The 15532-nt window shown below is 72.9% G+C and carries 15 protein-coding genes; 5 read left to right on the forward strand and 10 right to left on the reverse strand.

Features of this window, described 5'->3' with window-relative positions; genetic code table 11:
* Positions 1–129 precede the first annotated feature (129 nt).
* Positions 130–1242, reverse strand: a complete 1113-nt coding sequence (locus ACZ4W9_RS06675) for an SDR family oxidoreductase (RefSeq protein ID WP_467933646.1) — start codon at positions 1240–1242, stop codon at positions 130–132.
* A gap of 190 nt (positions 1243–1432) precedes the next feature.
* Between ACZ4W9_RS06675 and ACZ4W9_RS06680 the strand changes: the two genes are divergently transcribed.
* Together ACZ4W9_RS06680 and ACZ4W9_RS06685 are read left to right on the forward strand one after the other, a co-directional pair.
* Entirely contained in the window at positions 1433–2878 is a 1446-nt protein-coding gene (locus ACZ4W9_RS06680; RefSeq protein WP_467933647.1) for a zinc-dependent metalloprotease, read from the forward strand.
* A complete protein-coding gene (locus ACZ4W9_RS06685) occupies positions 2875–3396 on the forward strand; it encodes an NUDIX hydrolase (protein ID WP_467933649.1) in 522 nt (173 codons plus the stop codon). The genes ACZ4W9_RS06680 and ACZ4W9_RS06685 overlap by 4 nt, the downstream gene beginning before the upstream one ends.
* A 60-nt stretch (positions 3397–3456) precedes the next feature.
* On the opposite strand, the gene ACZ4W9_RS06690 is transcribed toward ACZ4W9_RS06685, so the two are convergent.
* The 4 genes from ACZ4W9_RS06690 to ACZ4W9_RS06705 all read right to left on the reverse strand — a co-directional run bounded on the left by ACZ4W9_RS06690 (position 3457) and on the right by ACZ4W9_RS06705 (position 7383).
* A complete protein-coding gene (locus ACZ4W9_RS06690; RefSeq protein ID WP_467933650.1) occupies positions 3457–4212 on the reverse strand; it encodes an AIM24 family protein in 756 nt (251 codons plus the stop codon).
* Between the two features lie 16 nt (positions 4213–4228).
* Entirely contained in the window at positions 4229–4909 is a 681-nt protein-coding gene (locus ACZ4W9_RS06695) for an AIM24 family protein (RefSeq protein WP_467933651.1), read from the reverse strand.
* Between the two features lie 11 nt (positions 4910–4920).
* Complete coding sequence (locus tag ACZ4W9_RS06700) at positions 4921–6603, reverse strand: TerD family protein (RefSeq protein WP_467933653.1); 1683 nt, start codon at positions 6601–6603, stop codon at positions 4921–4923.
* Between the two features lie 174 nt (positions 6604–6777).
* Positions 6778–7383, reverse strand: a complete 606-nt coding sequence (locus tag ACZ4W9_RS06705) for a M48 metallopeptidase family protein (RefSeq protein WP_467933654.1) — start codon at positions 7381–7383, stop codon at positions 6778–6780.
* Between the two features lie 333 nt (positions 7384–7716).
* Between ACZ4W9_RS06705 and ACZ4W9_RS06710 the strand changes: the two genes are divergently transcribed.
* Both ACZ4W9_RS06710 and ACZ4W9_RS06715 read left to right on the forward strand, forming a co-directional pair.
* Complete coding sequence (locus tag ACZ4W9_RS06710) at positions 7717–8931, forward strand: TOMM precursor leader peptide-binding protein (RefSeq protein ID WP_467933656.1); 1215 nt, start codon at positions 7717–7719, stop codon at positions 8929–8931.
* Positions 8924–10303 carry an ABC1 kinase family protein gene (locus ACZ4W9_RS06715; RefSeq protein WP_467933657.1) on the forward strand — a complete coding sequence of 460 codons (1380 nt, stop codon included), beginning with the start codon at positions 8924–8926 and terminating at the stop codon, positions 10301–10303. The genes ACZ4W9_RS06710 and ACZ4W9_RS06715 overlap by 8 nt, the downstream gene beginning before the upstream one ends.
* Positions 10304–10441: 138 nt before the next feature.
* Here the strand turns inward: ACZ4W9_RS06715 and ACZ4W9_RS06720 are convergent, their stop codons facing one another.
* The 4 genes from ACZ4W9_RS06720 to ACZ4W9_RS06735 all read right to left on the reverse strand — a co-directional run bounded on the left by ACZ4W9_RS06720 (position 10442) and on the right by ACZ4W9_RS06735 (position 13986).
* A complete protein-coding gene (locus ACZ4W9_RS06720) occupies positions 10442–10765 on the reverse strand; it encodes a hypothetical protein (RefSeq protein WP_467933659.1) in 324 nt (107 codons plus the stop codon).
* Entirely contained in the window at positions 10762–11130 is a 369-nt protein-coding gene (locus tag ACZ4W9_RS06725) for a WhiB family transcriptional regulator (protein ID WP_467933660.1), read from the reverse strand. Before ACZ4W9_RS06725 ends, ACZ4W9_RS06720 begins: the two co-directional genes overlap by 4 nt.
* Positions 11131–11302: 172 nt before the next feature.
* Positions 11303–11623 (reverse strand): hypothetical protein, encoded by a 321-nt coding sequence (locus ACZ4W9_RS06730; protein ID WP_467933661.1) that lies wholly within the window; start codon positions 11621–11623, stop codon positions 11303–11305.
* Between the two features lie 164 nt (positions 11624–11787).
* Entirely contained in the window at positions 11788–13986 is a 2199-nt protein-coding gene (locus tag ACZ4W9_RS06735) for an ATP-dependent DNA helicase UvrD2 (RefSeq protein ID WP_467933663.1), read from the reverse strand.
* A gap of 216 nt (positions 13987–14202) precedes the next feature.
* On the opposite strand from ACZ4W9_RS06735, the gene ACZ4W9_RS06740 reads away from it, so the two are divergent.
* Positions 14203–14445 (forward strand): mycoredoxin, encoded by a 243-nt coding sequence (locus tag ACZ4W9_RS06740; protein ID WP_467933664.1) that lies wholly within the window; start codon positions 14203–14205, stop codon positions 14443–14445.
* 67 nt (positions 14446–14512) lie between these two features.
* Here the strand turns inward: ACZ4W9_RS06740 and nudC are convergent, their stop codons facing one another.
* Positions 14513–15457, reverse strand: a complete 945-nt coding sequence (gene nudC, locus ACZ4W9_RS06745) for an NAD(+) diphosphatase (RefSeq protein WP_467933665.1) — start codon at positions 15455–15457, stop codon at positions 14513–14515.
* Between the last annotated feature and the right edge of the window lie 75 nt (positions 15458–15532).

Raw genomic sequence — 15532 nt, forward strand, 5'->3', positions numbered from 1 at the left:
CCATCGTGCCCCACCGGTCGGACATCGGGGAATACGACTTTCAGCAGCACGCGCGCGGGGCGGTTTGGAGGCTTCTACAGAGAGGCGCGGCGCCGGCTCGTGCGCAGGTCGCGCGGCCCGGCCCGCATGTCAGACGCGCCGCCGCGCCCTCCTGGCCCGCCGTACGACAGCCGCCGCGCCCAGCAGGGCCACCGTCGCGCCCGCCGCGCCCGCCGCCGTGGCGTCCTTGCGTCCCAGGCGCCGCCCGGCGAGCGTGCGCCGCCCGGACACCTCCTCCAGCAGCTCCGCCAGCACCTCTTCGTTGGTCCACTTCGGCCGCCACCCGGCGTCGTGCAGCCGGCTGCCGCTGACCACCCAGGGGTACATCGTGTAGGCCAGGTCGCCCGCCGGGGACGGGGTGAGCCCGATCCGGTGCAGCCGGGCCGCCGCGCCGAGCGCGACCGCCGACGGCAGCTCCATCCGCCGGATCCCGCTCAGCTCCTCGACCTCCTCCTGCTCCAGCCAGCCGTCGCAGCCGACGGCCAGTTCCCCGTCGGCCTTCTCCAGCACGGCGTACTCCAGGGCGCTGCACAGGTCCTCGACGTGGCAGAACTGCCAGGCGGGCCGCGACCCGGCCACGACCAGCAGCCGCGGCGACTCGAAGTACCTGGTCAGCGCGGTGTCGGTGCCGCCGACCAGGACGGCCGGCCGGACCACGGTGACGTTCAGCCCCGGATGCGCACGCGGGGCGCGCCGCGCCAGCCGCTCGATCTCCAGGAGGTCCCCGACGCCGGTCGCCTCGGCGGTGGCGCGCAGCTCGGCGTCCTCCGAGAGGGGAAGTTCGTTGTCCGGCAGCGCGCCGTAGACCATCGCCGAGGTGCACAGCACCACCCGGCGCACCCCGGCCGCCGCGGCGGCCGTCAGCACGGTCTGGGTCCCCCGGACGTTGTAGGCCGTACGCGCCGCCGGGTCGGTCTCCAGATCGAGGTCGAGGGCGAGGTGGACGACCACGTCGGTGCCGCGCAGCTTGTCCGCGATGGCCGGATCGCGCACGTCGAGGATGTGCCACCGGGCCTCGGCGCACTCGCCGCGCCGCTCGTCGATGGCGACGACCTCCTTGATCTCCCCGGAGGCGGCGAGCCGCTCGGTGAGCAGGGCGCCGACCCCGCCGGCGGCACCGGTCACCGCGACGACGGGTCCGCGCACGGCGGGAGAGGTTGAACGGTTTCGCGCTGCGCGAACCTGCGGATCTGGGGAACTCACCGGGCGTCTCCAGCGGTTGTCTTCAGTACGCGCGCGAGTGACGCGTACGTACCAGGTGCATCCATCCTGCCGCAGGCCTTCCGCAGGCGAAGCACCGAGGCCCGATCGGGTCCGGGTGTCTACGCTGGGTGGTGTTGTCGGGCAGCCGCGCCACCGGTGGAACCGGTGGCCTTACCAGCCGAGGAATCCCGTGAGTGACACCCCATTCGGTTTCGGCCTTCCGCCGGAGGAGCCGGAGGACGGCGACGAGGGCAAGAAGAAGGACCAGCAGAGCGGTGGTGGGCAGGGACCGGCGAATCCGTTCGGTTTCGGCGGCCTGCCCGGAGCCGGCGGCTTTGGCGGCCCCGGCGCCGACAACCCGCTCGCAGCCATGTTCGGCTCGCTGAACCCCGGCGACCTGGGCGCCGCCTTCCAGCAGCTCGGCCAGATGCTCTCGTACGAGGGCGGGCCGGTGAACTGGGACATGGCCAAGCAGATCGCCCGCCAGACGGTCGCCCAGGGCGCGCCGAACGGCACGAAGGACGCCAGCGTCGGCTCGTCCGAGCGCCGGGCCGTGGAGGAGGCCGTCCGCCTGGCCGACCTGTGGCTGGACGACGCGACGTCCCTGCCGTCGGGTTCCGCCTCGGCGGTGGCCTGGTCCCGGGCGGAGTGGGTCGAGGCGACCCTGCCCGCCTGGCAGGAGCTGGTCGACCCGGTCGCCGAGCGGGTCGGCGCGGCCATGGGCGACGTCCTGCCGGAGGAGATGCAGGCCATGGCGGGCCCGCTGATCGGCATGATGCGCTCGATGGGCGGCGCCATGTTCGGCACGCAGATCGGGCAGGCCGTGGGCGTGCTCGCGGGCGAGGTCGTCGGCTCCACCGACATCGGCCTGCCGCTGGGCCCGGCCCGCAAGGCCGCCCTGCTCCCGGCCAACGTGGAGGCGTTCGGCAAGGACCTGGGCGTGCCGCAGGAGGAGGTGCGGCTCTACCTCGCCCTGCGCGAGGCCGCCCACCAGCGCCTGTTCGCGCATGTGCCGTGGCTGCGCTCGCACCTGTTCGGCGCGGTCGACGGTTATGCGCGCGGCATCAAGGTCGACACGGCCAAGCTGGAGGACGTGGTCGGCCAGTTCGACCCGCAGAACCCCGAGCAGCTGCAGGACGCGCTCCAGCAGGGCATGTTCCAGCCGGAGGACACGCCCGAGCAGAAGGCGGCCCTGGCCCGTCTGGAGACCGCTCTGGCGCTCGTCGAGGGCTGGGTGGACGCGGTGGTGCACACGGCCGCGAAGCCGCGCCTGGGGTCCGCCGACGCGCTGCGCGAGACGCTGCGCCGCCGGCGCGCGAGCGGCGGCCCGGCGGAGCAGACGTTCGCCACGCTGATCGGTCTGGAGCTGCGTCCGCGCCGGCTGCGCGACGCCTCCCGGCTGTGGGCCTCGCTCACGGACGCGCGCGGGGTCGACGGCCGGGACGGCCTGTGGGCCCACCCGGACATGCTGCCGACCGCGACCGACCTGGACGACCCGGACGGTTTCGTGCACCGCGAGCACCTGGACTTCTCCGAGCTGGACAAGATGCTCGGCGAGGCGGCGGGCGGCGGCCACGGCAAGCCGGACCTGCGCAAGAAGGACGACGACGAGACCGAGGGCGACGACGCCGAGTGAGCCTGTACGACGACGCGGTCCTGGTCCTGAAGGGGTACGAGGGCCAGGAGGAACTGCGCCAGTCGTACCTGGACCACCTGGCGGCCCACCCGGACGGCATGTGGAAGGCGTGTGACGCCGGCCACGTCACGGCCAGTGCCCTGGTGATCGACCCCGGGCCCGGCCGGGTCCTGCTCACGCTGCACCGCAAGCTGCGGATGTGGCTCCAGATGGGCGGCCACTGCGAGCCGGGCGACTCGACGCTGGCGGCGGCGGCCCTGCGCGAGGCGACGGAGGAGTCCGGGATCCGGGGCCTGACCCTGCTGCCCGGCGGTCCGGTGCGGCTGGACCGGCACCCGATCCCGGCGCCCTGCAACTGGCACTTCGACGTCCAGTACGCGGCGCTGGCCCCGCCCGGCGCGGTGCAGGAGATCAGTGAGGAGTCCCTCGACCTGCGCTGGTTCGGCTACGACGAGGTGGGCGGCGTGGCCGACGAGTCGGTCGTGCGCCTGCTGGAGGCCACGCGCGCCAGGCTCTGAGGAGTCGCCGACGAGGTAAGGGGCGACCGCCGGGCGGTCGCCCCTTACCCGTGGCATCACTCAGCTCCAGACGTTGCCCTGGTTCTGGCCGCGTGCCCCCTGCTGGCCCATGCCGAACTGGGCGGCGAGGCCCTGCCCGATCACGGCGTTCTGCGGCGGCAGCAGCTCGCTGGGCTGCACGAGCACGAAACCGGAGCCCATGAAGCTCAGCTCCCAGCCCTCGCCGGTGCTGCCGCGCCGGCGCCACACGCCGGAGGAGTGCGTCTGGGCCTGCATCTGCACCCGCAGCCCGGTGGACCAGGCGACGATCGCGTCGGCGTCACAGTTGACGTACTTGTCCGGCGTGACCCGCATCAGCAGCGGGGCGCCCGAGGTCATCAGGGCCGCCTTGCCGCGCCCGGTGATGTTCAGCTGGTACTTCCCGGAGCCGGAGATGCCGTAGAGGCTGTCGACGGCGAGGACCTCGTGGTGCAGCGAGGAGTCCATGGCGAGGACGTAGGAGCTGTCGACGGTCAGCCCGTCCTGCTCGATGTCCATGATGTGCACGTGCTGGGCGAGGTTGGCGAGGTAGACCGTGCCCTGACCGTGGCAGCGCATCAGGTCCAGGCCCTCGCCGGTGTGCGCGTGCGCGCGTGACTGCCGGTCGGCCTGGTACTCGGCGTCGAACTCGACCATGCCCTGGTAGGCGACCATGGTGCCCTTGCGGGCGAGGAGGTCGTCGTGGCCCTCCAGGGTGATCCGGAGCAGCTGCGCGTTCTGCAGGCTCCAGCGCTCCGAGGTCTGGAGGTCGTTGTGCGCGAAAAGCGGGCTCTGCATGGTGTCTGGCTCCCCCTCAGCCCCGGATCCGGAGGCGGTCGGTGCTGTCCTCGCTGGGCTGGACGACGACGATGCCCTGTCCGGAGAAGGCCATCTGGTAGGCCTCGCCGCTGCCCCGGCCGATCAGCGACTGGGCCTTGAAGCTGCGCTTGCCCTTCACCTTCAGGTTCGGCGACCAGGCGACGAGCGCGTCCGGGTCGACGTACGTCTCGTCCTCGCCGCCGCCGCAGTCCACGACGATCGGCTTGCCCCGGGAGGTCAGCGCGACCCAGCCCTGGCCGGAGATCCGCGTGTTCCACAGGCCCTGGCCGGCGAACTTCGCGAGCCCCTTGACGCGCTCCACGCCCCAGGTCAGATGGGCGTCGAAGGCGAGGAGGTTGGTGGCGTTGACGGAGATGCCGTCGCCGTCGAGGTTGATCACGACGACGTCGGCGCCGTAGTCGGCGAGGTAGAGCAGGCCGTCACCGGAGCACTTCATCAGGGGTGCGCCCTCGCCGGTGGCCCAGTCCCGGGCGATCTGGCGGACGGCGGGCGGGTTGGGCTCGTACTGGATGAAGCCCTCGTAGGCGACCATCGACCCCACGCGCGCGAGGAGGTCGTTCCCGGTCTGGAGGGCGACCTTCAGCATGTGGCTGCCGTGGTTCTCCATGCGGGCGGTGACGGGTGCGGGGGCGAAGCCCGCGAGCGGCTGGTTCATGACGGGCTCCCTCAGACCTCGTACGGCTGGACGACGATGAAGTTGCCGGGCGCGCCCCGGAACTGGAGGTTGACGCTCTCCCCGGTGTCGCCCGGGTAGGCGTTGCGGCGCATGCGGACCTGGCTGGAGACGATCACCTGGGAGCCGGCCGACCAGGCGACGACGGCGTTGCAGTCGGCGAAGGTGGTCGGCGTGACCGGCAGCACCACGGGGGTGCCGTGCGTCTTGACGACGATCGTGCCGGTGCCCTGGAACTGCATGGTGAACAGCGCGCCGCCGGGGATGCCGTGGCCCTCGATCCGGCGGACCTCGTGGCTCAGGCTCTCGTCGAAGGCGAGGACGTTCTCCGCGGACACGCAGATCGCGTCGCCCTGGAGTTCCACGGGGTGCAGGTGGGCGGAGTTCTCGGCGAGGAAGACCTGGCCCCGGCCGGAACAGCGCATGAGCTGCATCTCCTGGCCGGTGGCGTTGCCCACGACCCGGCCCATGAATCCGGCGCCCTTGTAGCCGAAGTCGACCTTGCCCTGGTACAGCACCATGCTGCCCTGCCGGGCCAGCACCGGCCGGTCGCCGACGCCTAGGTCGACGCGGACGAGCTTCTGGTTCTGCTGGGTCCAGCGCTGGCCGGTCGGGGTCTCCTTGAACGCCTGGAGCGCGGCCGTCACCCCGGCACCGCCCTGGGGCGCGCCCTGCGGCACTCCGTAGGCGGCCGGCTGGCCGGGCACCTGCCCGTGGCCCGGGGGCATCGGCGGGGCGGGCTGGGCACCGCCCATGCCCCCATGGCCCGGAGGCATCGGCGCGACCGGCTGGCCGCCGTACGACGGCTGCCGGGGCGGCTGGCCGTAGGGCGCGGGGGCCGGGGGTGCGGGCGCCGGGGGTGCGGCCGGCGGCGGGACGGCGCCGGCGGGCGGGGTCAGGGGGGCGACGACCGTCGGGGCGACGTGCACCTGCGGCGCGGGCGCCGGGGCCGAGGGCGGGGGCGGGGTGTGGCCGGGCGGCGGGGCGAAGCCCTGCGGGGCGGGGGCGGGATGCGGCGCGGGATGCGCGGCCGGGGCGGGTGCGGGAGCCGGGGCGGCGAACGCGGGCGGTGCGGCGGTCTGGGCGGGCGGGGCGAAGCCGGGGGCCGCGCCGGGCTGGGGCTGCTGCGGGGCGGCGGGGGCCCCCTCCTCCAGCACCTCGCCGCCGAAGTTCTTCAGCAGCGCCTCCAGACCGCCGTCGAAGCCCTGGCCGACCGCGGCGAACCGCCATCCGTCCTTGAAGTAGAAGTCACCGAGCATCACGGCCCGCTCGGTGGAGAACTCCGACCCGTCGAAGGAGTACCGCGCGACCTCCTCGCCACCCGCCACGATGCGCAGGTACCCGGGGCCGGCCTGCGACATCTGGCCGGCACCGTCGACGGTCGCCGTGAAGGACAGCTTGCGGATCCCGGAGGGTATCCGGTCGAGCGTGACCCGGAAGGACTCGGTGTCGCCCGCCTGGGCGCCCAGCAGCTGGATCGACTCCTCGGGCGACTTCGGCTGGTTGAAGAAGATGAAATACCGGTCGTCCGAGAGCCGCTCGTCGGTGTCCAGGCCGAAGCAGCTGATGTCGAAGGTCAGCCCGGGAGCCGAGATCTGCACGCCTACGTACAGATCCGTGCCCAGCGTGAGGTCACTGATCCTGGCCTTGTGGCCGCGTTGGAATTCCCTGGCCATGCGTTTCGACCGTCCCCCATCCCGAATGTGAGTGCGTCGCGCCAGGCTAACGGCAACGACCGAAAGCGCCGCCGAAGGGGCCGGGTCGGTACAGAGCCGGTTCCCGGTCGGTACAGAGCCGGTACACAATCGCGTCCGGCCGCGGACACGACCGGGTCACGGACGGACGGGGCGTCAGGCATCCCGCTCGCCGCGTGCGCCGGGCACATGCGGCAGCCGTCCGGCGGCGACGACCCCTTCGAGATAGCCGCGGGCCCGCTCGGTGCGCGGATAGGCGTCCAGCAGCCGCCAGAAGTCGGGGCCGTGACCGGGGACCAGCAGATGCGCCAGCTCGTGGCAGAGCACGTAGTCCACGACGTACTCCGGCATCCCCTGGAGGCGGTGCGAGAGCCGGATGCTGCCCTCGGCGGGGGTGCACGAACCCCAGCGGGTGTTCTGGTTGGTGACCCAGCGCACGGAGGCGGGCCGGGCCCGGCCGTCGAAGTACTGGGCCGACAGCCGCTCGGCGCGCTCGGCGAGCGCGGCGTCGCCCAGCACCTTCCGGCTCTCCTGGGCGGCGAGTTTGTCGAGCATGACGGTCACCCAGCGCTGCTCCTCCGCCTTGGACATCCGGGCGGGGATCAGTACGACGGTGCGATCGCCCTCGCGGTACGCGGAGACCGTGCGACGGCGCCGGGTGCTCCTGCGGACCTCGATCTCGCTCGCCCCCGAGCCGCCGGGCGGCGGGCTCGTCGTGCTGCGCATGGGTTCACCGGCGCGGTGCGGAGGGTCGGCGGGCACGCCCCGACGTTACCCGGTGGGCACGGAGAAAGTCCCGGCTCCGGGAGGGTTCGCCGCCGATCCCCCACCGTGTGTTTGATTCATACGATCGATCCACCGGTCCGATTTGCCCATATTCATTCCGCTTGCTGCGGCTTGAGGCAGGTCCCTGCCGACCGCTGGGCGGATTCCGTTCGTACGACGAATCTCTCCGCCTGTGGATAACTTTCTGCACCCGGCGGCCCGGCCCGGGCATGCTGGCAGGCGTCGGCGGACGTGACCGGTTCCACCGGCGAAGGACCGTTGCGCGTTCCTTTCCCGCTCTGAGACGTTTCGACGGATACGGGGGCTGTCATGCATCCGATGGTGAAACCCGCGCTGCGGCGCGGCTGGCGCGACCGCGGCACCGTGCAGTTCGGGATGACCCCGGCGCACGCCGTGACGCTGGGCCCGCTGGACCCGGCGACGGAGGGCTTCCTGAAGCTGCTCGACGGCACCCGCGGGCTGTCCTCGCTGCGCGCGGAGGGCCGCCGCGCGGGCGTGCCGGCCGGCCGGGTCGACGCCCTGGTGGCCCGGCTGGCCCGATCAGGCCTCGTCGACGACGCCCGGGGCGGCGGCCCGGCCGCGGACGCGCTGCGGGAGAAGCCGGACGTCCTCGACCGGCTGCGCCCCGACCTCGCCTCGCTGTCCCTGGTCACCCCCGAGCCCGGTGGCGCACCGGCCCGGCTCGCCGCCCGGCGTGCGCTGCGGGTTCGGGTGCGGGGAGCGGGCCGGGTCGGCGCGCTGCTGGCGTCGGTACTGGCGGGCGCCGGCGTGGGCGAGGTCGACGTGCACGACGTGGGGCGTGTGGAGCCGTGGGACCTGGCGCCGGGCGGGCTGACCGCCGAGTCGCTCGGTGACCGACGGGACGCGGCGGCCCGGGCCGCCGTCCGCCGCGCCGCGCCCGGCCGCCCGCCGCGCCACGCCCACCGCCCGGGGAGCGGCGCCGGTGATCCGGGGCTCGCGCTGGTGATCCTCGCGCCCCGGGAGGACATCGCCGTGCACGCCCCGGACCCGTTCACCGCCGAACCGCTGCTGGCCTCCGGCACACCCCATCTGTACGCCGGTGTGGTGGAGGGCACGGGCGTCGTCGGCCCGCTGGTGCTGCCCGGGGAGTCGGCCTGCGCCGGCTGTCTGGACCGGGAGCGCCGGGACCGGGACCCGTTCTGGCCCCGGCTGGTCACCCAGTGGCGTTCGGGGCGGGCCCGTCGGGTCGGGGCCTGCGATCTGGCCCTGGCCACGACGGTGGCCGGGCTCGCGGCGGCGCACGCCCTCGCGTTCCTCGACGGGCGGTCGCCGGCCGGCGCGGGCGTCCGCTGGGAGGTCTGTCTGCCCGGTCTGGACTGGCGTGCCCGCCCGCTCCGGCCTCATCCGGAGTGCGGCTGCGGGGCGGCGAGGAGAAGTAAGAGGGAGCGGTTCTCAACCGAGGGCGGGCAGCGCGCGACAATGGCGGTGCAACGGCCGTCGACGGAGCGACAACGCGAAGCAGGCGCGGCACGGCCGACTGGGACCTGGAGGGCGCATGTCTGATCTTCCCCGGAAGGCGGTCACCCGTACCGCCAAGCTCGCCGCGCTCCCGCTCGGCTTCGCCGGCCGGGCGACCTGGGGGCTGGGCAAGCGGATCGTGGGCGAATCCGCGGAGCTGGTCGGCCGCGAGCTGCAACAGCGCACGGCGGAGCAGCTCTTCAAGGTGCTCGGCGAGCTGAAGGGCGGCGCGATGAAGTTCGGGCAGGCCCTGTCGGTCTTCGAGTCGGCGCTGCCGGAGGAGGTCGCCGGTCCCTACCGGGCGGCCCTGACCAAGCTCCAGGAGGCGGCCCCGCCGATGCCGACCCGCACGGTGCACGCGGTGCTCCAGGAGCGGCTGGGTCCGGACTGGCGGGAGCTGTTCGAGGAGTTCGAGGACAAGCCGGCCGCCGCGGCCTCGATCGGCCAGGTGCACCGGGCGGTGTGGCACGACGGCCGCGAGGTGGCGGTCAAGGTGCAGTACCCGGGCGCCGGCGAGGCACTCCTGTCCGACCTGGGTCAACTGAGCCGTTTCGCCCGGCTGCTGGGTCCGCTCATCCCCGGCATGGACATCAAGCCGCTGATCGCGGAGCTGAGGGACCGGGTCTCCGAGGAACTGGACTACGGCCTGGAGGCCGAGGCCCAGGCGGCGCACGCGGAGGAGTTCGCGCACGACCCGGACGTGGTCGTCCCGGCGGTGGTGCACCAGTGCGAGCAGGTCCTGGTGACCGAGTGGATCGATGGCGTCCCGCTGTCGGAGATCATCGCGGACGGCACCGGGGAACAGCGCGACCGGGCCGGTCAGCTCCTGGCCCGCTTCCTCTTCTCGGGCCCGGCGCGCACCGGTCTGCTGCACGCCGATCCGCATCCGGGCAACTTCCGGCTGCTGCCCGGTGGCCCGGACGGCGAGGACGACTGGCGCCTCGGCGTCCTGGACTTCGGCACGGTCGACCGGCTCCCCGGCGGTCTGCCGGCCCCGATCGGCGTCTCCCTGCGGATGACCCTGGACGGCGACGCGGAGGGGGTCTACGAACTGCTGCGCACGGAGGGCTTCGTGAAGGAGACCATCGAGCTGGACCCGGACGCGGTCCTGGACTACCTGGTGCCGATCATCGAACCGGCCCGGGTGGACGCGTTCACCTTCACCCGTTCCTGGATGCGCAGCCAGGCCGCCCGGATCGCCGACCCCCGCTCCCCCGCCTACCAGCTCGGCAAGCAGCTCAACCTGCCGCCGTCCTATCTGCTGATACACCGGGTGACCCTCAGCACCATCGGGGTCCTGTGCCAGCTGGGCGCCACGGTGCGGCTGCGGGACGAGCTGGAGGAGTGGCTGCCGGGCTTCGCGGCCGGCGCGGCCGGGGACGACACGGGCGAGGAGGAGCCGGCGGCGGGAGCCTGAGCGGCGTGCCCCGGGGTGCGCAAGGGGTGTCCGGCCGGACGCCGAATGCCGCGGGGGCCGGTCCGTTCGGCCGGACCGGCCCCCGCGGGAAGCTTCGCCTCCCGGGTCCGGGAGGCCACCGCTGCTCAGGTGTGTTCGTTACTGCATGACGGCCATGGCGAGCGCGCGGCGGGCGCGCAGCGAGGCGCGCTCGGCCCGGCGCTGCATCCGCTGGGCGACCGCCAGGCGCAGGGCCCGGCGTTCGCGTACGGCGTCATGGAGTCGGTCGTGCATATGCGCACGAGCCAGGGCTTCTTGCATGAGTTGCATCTCACGGTTCCTGTTCTGGCGCGCTTCGGTCGCGCCGGTGATGGTGGAGTCTGGGGTCGCGGAGCCGGCGGGCTCGCTGGCGGACGGCTTCATCGGGGCCTGCTTCTTGGGGTCGTGCGTGAGGGGGCGGTCGATCGTTCCTGCGGTGTTCATGCTGTGACCGGGTTCTTGCGCGGGCGGCCGCGCGGCCGCTTCCGGGCGACGACGACACCCTGGACGAACAGCTCGCCACCCCAGACCCCCCAGGGCTCGCGCCGCTCCTTGGCCCCGGCGAGGCAGGCCTCGATCAGCGGGCAGGTACGGCAGAGGGACTTGGCGTACTCCACGTCCGCGGGCGACTCGGCGAAGAAGACCTCCGGGTCGTAGGAGCGGCAGGGGACGGCTACGCCGAGGTTCTCGATGGCTTCGTCGAGCGCGGTGAGCGCGGTCAGGGGGGTCAAGGCGGGGTCCTCCGTGAGGCCGGGCGGGGGAATCGTTTGCGAAGGCGGTACGGACGGGGCGTGCGCTTCGAGTTGCACGATGGTTCTTCCTCGTCTTCTGGGTCCGGCCGGTTGACCGGTGGCGGCTTGGTACCGGGTTCTTTTCTTGTCCCGAGGCCCCTTCGCTCCGCTGTCCCGTTCGGGACAAACAGAAGGGCCGCGGATCCCGGATGGGGTTCCGCGGCCCTGAAGGCGCCGGCCTGATCGGCGATCAGGCTGGATCACTCCAGGGTTCTGGCCCACGGAAGGCCCACATCAGGTGGTGCTGCGTCGTCTGCTTCCGGAATCCGGCACCGGCCGCCGCAAAGGCATAGGCATGCGCCTGTGCCGCTACCGCTTCCAGTGCCTTGGTCGGTCGCTCATTGCGGTCACGGACGGGAAGGCCCGCGGGGGCAACGGAGGACGCCGGACGCACGGCAGAGATGCCGGACAGACCGGTGCCCTGGTGGGAGGCGCCGAGCATGCACAGGGAGACGGTCGAGCGATCGGTCAGTTTGGCCGCGCTGATGGTGCTGAAGCTGATGCTGATCACTGGATTCGCCTCCTCTCGGCGTCTTGGGGACCGGGGTGAACCAGTCCGCTCGGATATGCAAGTACAACACGGAACCGGGGCCTTGGAGAAGGCCGCTGCTTCCGTGCCTAGAACCTATGGGGATTGCCGGGGCATGCGCAAACTATTTTTTCGACGAGTTGCCATCAGCCGTCCCCGTCAAGTCCGTCAGGCTCCCGGCCTGCGCAGATGGCCAGAACATCGGCTCCGTAACTGCGCAGCTTGCGACTGAGGACACCGGGGATGCGGGCGAGTTCGGCGGAGGTCTCCGGGCACGCCTCCGCGATGGCCATGAGTGTCCGGTCCGTGAAGACGCAGAAGTCCGGCTGTCCGCTGCGCCCGGCCTGGACCGCCCGCCATTCCCTCAGTCGTTCGTAGAGCCCCTCGTCCATGTCCGAGGGACAGTCCTCGCAGCGCATCAGCTTCATCTCGCCCGCGTCGGTGAGCGTGCGGCCGCAGACCCGGCAGCGGGCGGGGGTGCGCTGGGTGCGCCGGGGGGCGGTGGTCGCGCCGGCGGTGAACCCGCGCTCGACACCGCCGCCGCCCGTGCCGGAGCCGGTGTGTCCGACGGTGGGGGTGGTGCCGGGGCGCAGGCCGTCCAGGAAGCGGCTCGGTCTGCGGTGGGAGCGCCCCCCGGGCGAGCGGGACAGGGCCCAGGAGACATGGAGGCGTTCCCGGGCGCGGGTGACGCCGACATAGAGGAGACGGCGCTCCTCCTCGATCTGCTCGTCGGTGCGGGCGTAGGTGATGGGCAGCATGCCCTCGGCGACGCCGACCAGGAAGACGACGTCCCACTCCAGGCCCTTGGCCGCGTGCAGGGAGGCGAGGGTGACGCCCTGGACGGTCGGGGCGTGCTGGGCGCTCGCCCGCTCGTCCAGTTCGGCCACGAAGTCGGCGAGGGTGGCCGCGGGCCGGGCGGCGGCGAGGTCGTGGGCGAGGGCGACCAGGGCGGCCAGGGATTCCCAGCGCTCCCGGACGGCGCCGGAGCCGGCCGGCGGCTCGGTGGTCCAGCCCTCGCCGGACAGCACCGCCCGCACTTGCGAGGGCAGGTCCACGACGTCGTCCAGCAGGGAGTCGTTGCCGCCGAAGCGGGCCGCGCCGCGCAGGGCGACGCCGGCCTTGCGGACCTCGGGCCGGTCGAAGAAGCGTTCGGCTCCGCGCAGCTGGTAGGGGACCCCGGCGTCGGCGAGCGCCTGCTCGTAGGTCTCGGACTGGGAGTTCGTGCGGAACAGCACCGCGATCTCGGCGGCCGGTACGCCGGCGTCGATCAGCTCGCGGATGCGCCGGGCGGCGCCCTCGGCCTCGGCGGGCTCGTCGGTGTACTCGCCGTAGACGGGTTCGGGCCCCGGGGGGCGCTGGGAGACGAGTTCCAGCCGGTGTTCGGCGGCGCGGCCCCGAGCCTGGGCGAGCAGGCCGTTGGCGAGGCGCACCACCTGCGGGGTGGAGCGGTAGTCGCGGACCAGCTTCACGACGGTGGCGCCGGGATGCCGGACCCGGAAGTCGAGCAGATGGTCCGGGGTTGCTCCCGTGAACGAATAGATGGTCTGGCTGGCGTCACCGACGACGCACAGGTTGTCCCGCTCGCCGAGCCACAGGTCCAGCAGCCGCTGCTGGAGCGGGCTGACGTCCTGGTACTCGTCCACGACGAAGTGCTGGTACTGCGCGCGGACCTGTTCGGCGATGTCGTGCCGGTCTTGGAGGACGGCGACGGTGAGCAGCAGGACGTCCTCGAAGTCGATCACCGCGCGGTCGCGCTTCAGATCCTCGTAGGCGGCGTAGAAGTGGGCGATCTCGGCCGGGTCGCGGGGGGCCTCGCGGCCGGCCTTCGCAGCCGCGTACGGGTAGTCGGCGGGGACCGTCTGGGTGACCTTGCACCATTCGATCTCGGCGGTCACGTCCCGCAGCTCGTTGCGGTCGAGGCGGGTGCCGGCGGAAGCGGCGGCCTCGGCGACCAGCTGGATCTTGCGGTCCACCAGCCGGGGCATGGAGCCGCCGATCGCTTTCGGCCAGAAGTACTGGAGCTGACGCAGGGCGGCGGAATGGAAGGTGCGGGCCTGAACGCCCTGGGCGCCGAGCTGGCGCAGCCGGCCGCGCATCTCTCCGGCGGCGCGGTTGGTGAAGGTGACGGCGAGGACGCTGGAGGGCTGCAGGATGCCGGCCCGCACTCCGTAGGCGATGCGGTGGGTGATCGCCCGGGTCTTGCCCGTGCCCGCTCCGGCCAGCACGCACACCGGGCCGTGCAGGGCGGTGGCCACCTCGCGCTGCTCGGGGTCGAGCCCTTCGAGCACCGCGTCGGCCGACTCCGGTGCCCGCGGGAAAAGGGTGGAATGCGTTGCTGCTGTCACACCGCCATGCTGCCAGGTCGTCCGGGACGGCTGTGCAAGTTGTCCACAGGCGGGAGCTCGCAGTCGTACTGTTTACAGGCTGATCGTCGTATGGATGCGGCAGGTGTCACACCGCAGGGCCCGGGCGACGGCGGTACCCCGCCCGGGAATGAGGGTCCGCCCGCCCGTGTTCTCCCCTCGACGGGATTTTCCGAGCTGTCCGAGGAGAGCGAAGACATGCAGGGCACTGTGACGATGTACAGCACGACGTGGTGTGGGTACTGCCGGCGGCTGAAGAGCCAGCTGGAGCGGGAGGGCATCGCGTACAGCGAGATCAACATCGAGCAGGACCCCGAGTCCGCCGCCTTCGTGGAGAAGGCGAACGGGGGCAACCAGACGGTCCCGACCGTGCTCTTCGAGGACGGCACCACGCTGACGAACCCCTCGCTGGCCCAGGTCAAGCAGAAGCTCGCCGCGTGACGCTCCGCGGCTCGCGCCGCGACCGACGCGAGGGCGGCCCCGGCAGTGCCGGGGCCGCCCTCGCGCGTCACACGAAGCCGCGGGTCGGCAGGGGCTTGCCGTACCACATCTCGATCAGCCGGGCCGCGATGGAGATGCCGTAGGGCGGCAGCACCTCGCCGGACTCGAAGGCCGCGTGCAGCTCCTCGCGGGAGAACCAGCGGGCCTCGTGGATCTCGTCGCCGTCGACGTCGATCTCCGTGGAGGTGGCGCGGGCCATGAAGCCCAGCATCAGGCTGGACGGGAAGGGCCAGGGCTGGCTGGCGACGTACTCGACCGGGCCGACGGTGACGCCGGCCTCCTCGGCCACCTCGCGGCGCACCGCCTGCTCGATGGACTCGCCGGGCTCCACGAACCCGGCGAGCGTGGAGAAGCGGCCCTCGGGCCAGTGGACCTGCCGGCCGAGCAGGATGCGGTCCTCCCCGTCCGTCACCGCCATGATCACGGCCGGGTCGGTGCGCGGGTAGTGCTCGGCGCCGCAGGCCGGGCAGCGGCGGATGTGTCCGGCCGCCGCGATGACCGTGCGCTCGCCGCAGCGGGAGCAGAAGCGGTGGGTGCGCTGCCAGTTCTCCAGACCGACCGCGTGCACCATGAGCCCCGCGTCGCGCGGCGACAGCAGCAGCCCGGCCTCCCGCAGCCCCGCCGGGCGCGCCGACTGGTCGATCCGGCCGGGCAGCGAGTCCTTCTGGAGGGCGAAGTAGCTCACGCCCTCCTCGTCGATGCCGAGGAAGTAGCGGTGCGCCTCGGTGAGCGGCGCCTCGAAGGACGGCGTCATGACGAGTTCGGTGCGGCCGTCCGGCGTCTCGTCGATGAGCACCTGACCGCCGGAGACCACGAAACAGCGGGTCGTGGGGTGGCTCCACGCCGCCGCGAGCCAGGCCTCGTCCAGCCGGTGGTGGGCGGCGCGGTCGATGCCGCTCGGGGCGGTCAGCGAGATGGGTCGGTCGGCTGTGTGGTCGGTCCAGGTGGTCACGTGTGCTTCCAACTCCCCCAGTACAGCGGATTCGGCGGGCGGTTCGGCGGGACGTGGGCGGGCGGGCACCGGGTC

The sequence above is a fragment of the Streptomyces sp. NPDC029296 genome, assembly GCF_055569255.1.

Coding starts and splice junctions, on each gene's coding strand:
- ACZ4W9_RS06690 (WP_467933650.1), bottom strand. CDS start 4,212: ATGCAGAGCCCGCTTTTCGCGCACAACGACCTCCAGACCTCGGAGCGC.
- ACZ4W9_RS06695 (WP_467933651.1), bottom strand. CDS start 4,909: ATGAACCAGCCGCTCGCGGGCTTCGCCCCCGCACCCGTCACCGCCCGC.
- ACZ4W9_RS06700 (WP_467933653.1), bottom strand. CDS start 6,603: ATGGCCAGGGAATTCCAACGCGGCCACAAGGCCAGGATCAGTGACCTC.
- ACZ4W9_RS06710 (WP_467933656.1), top strand. CDS start 7,717: ATGCATCCGATGGTGAAACCCGCGCTGCGGCGCGGCTGGCGCGACCGC.
- ACZ4W9_RS06715 (WP_467933657.1), top strand. CDS start 8,924: ATGTCTGATCTTCCCCGGAAGGCGGTCACCCGTACCGCCAAGCTCGCC.
- ACZ4W9_RS06720 (WP_467933659.1), bottom strand. CDS start 10,765: ATGAACACCGCAGGAACGATCGACCGCCCCCTCACGCACGACCCCAAG.
- ACZ4W9_RS06740 (WP_467933664.1), top strand. CDS start 14,203: ATGCAGGGCACTGTGACGATGTACAGCACGACGTGGTGTGGGTACTGC.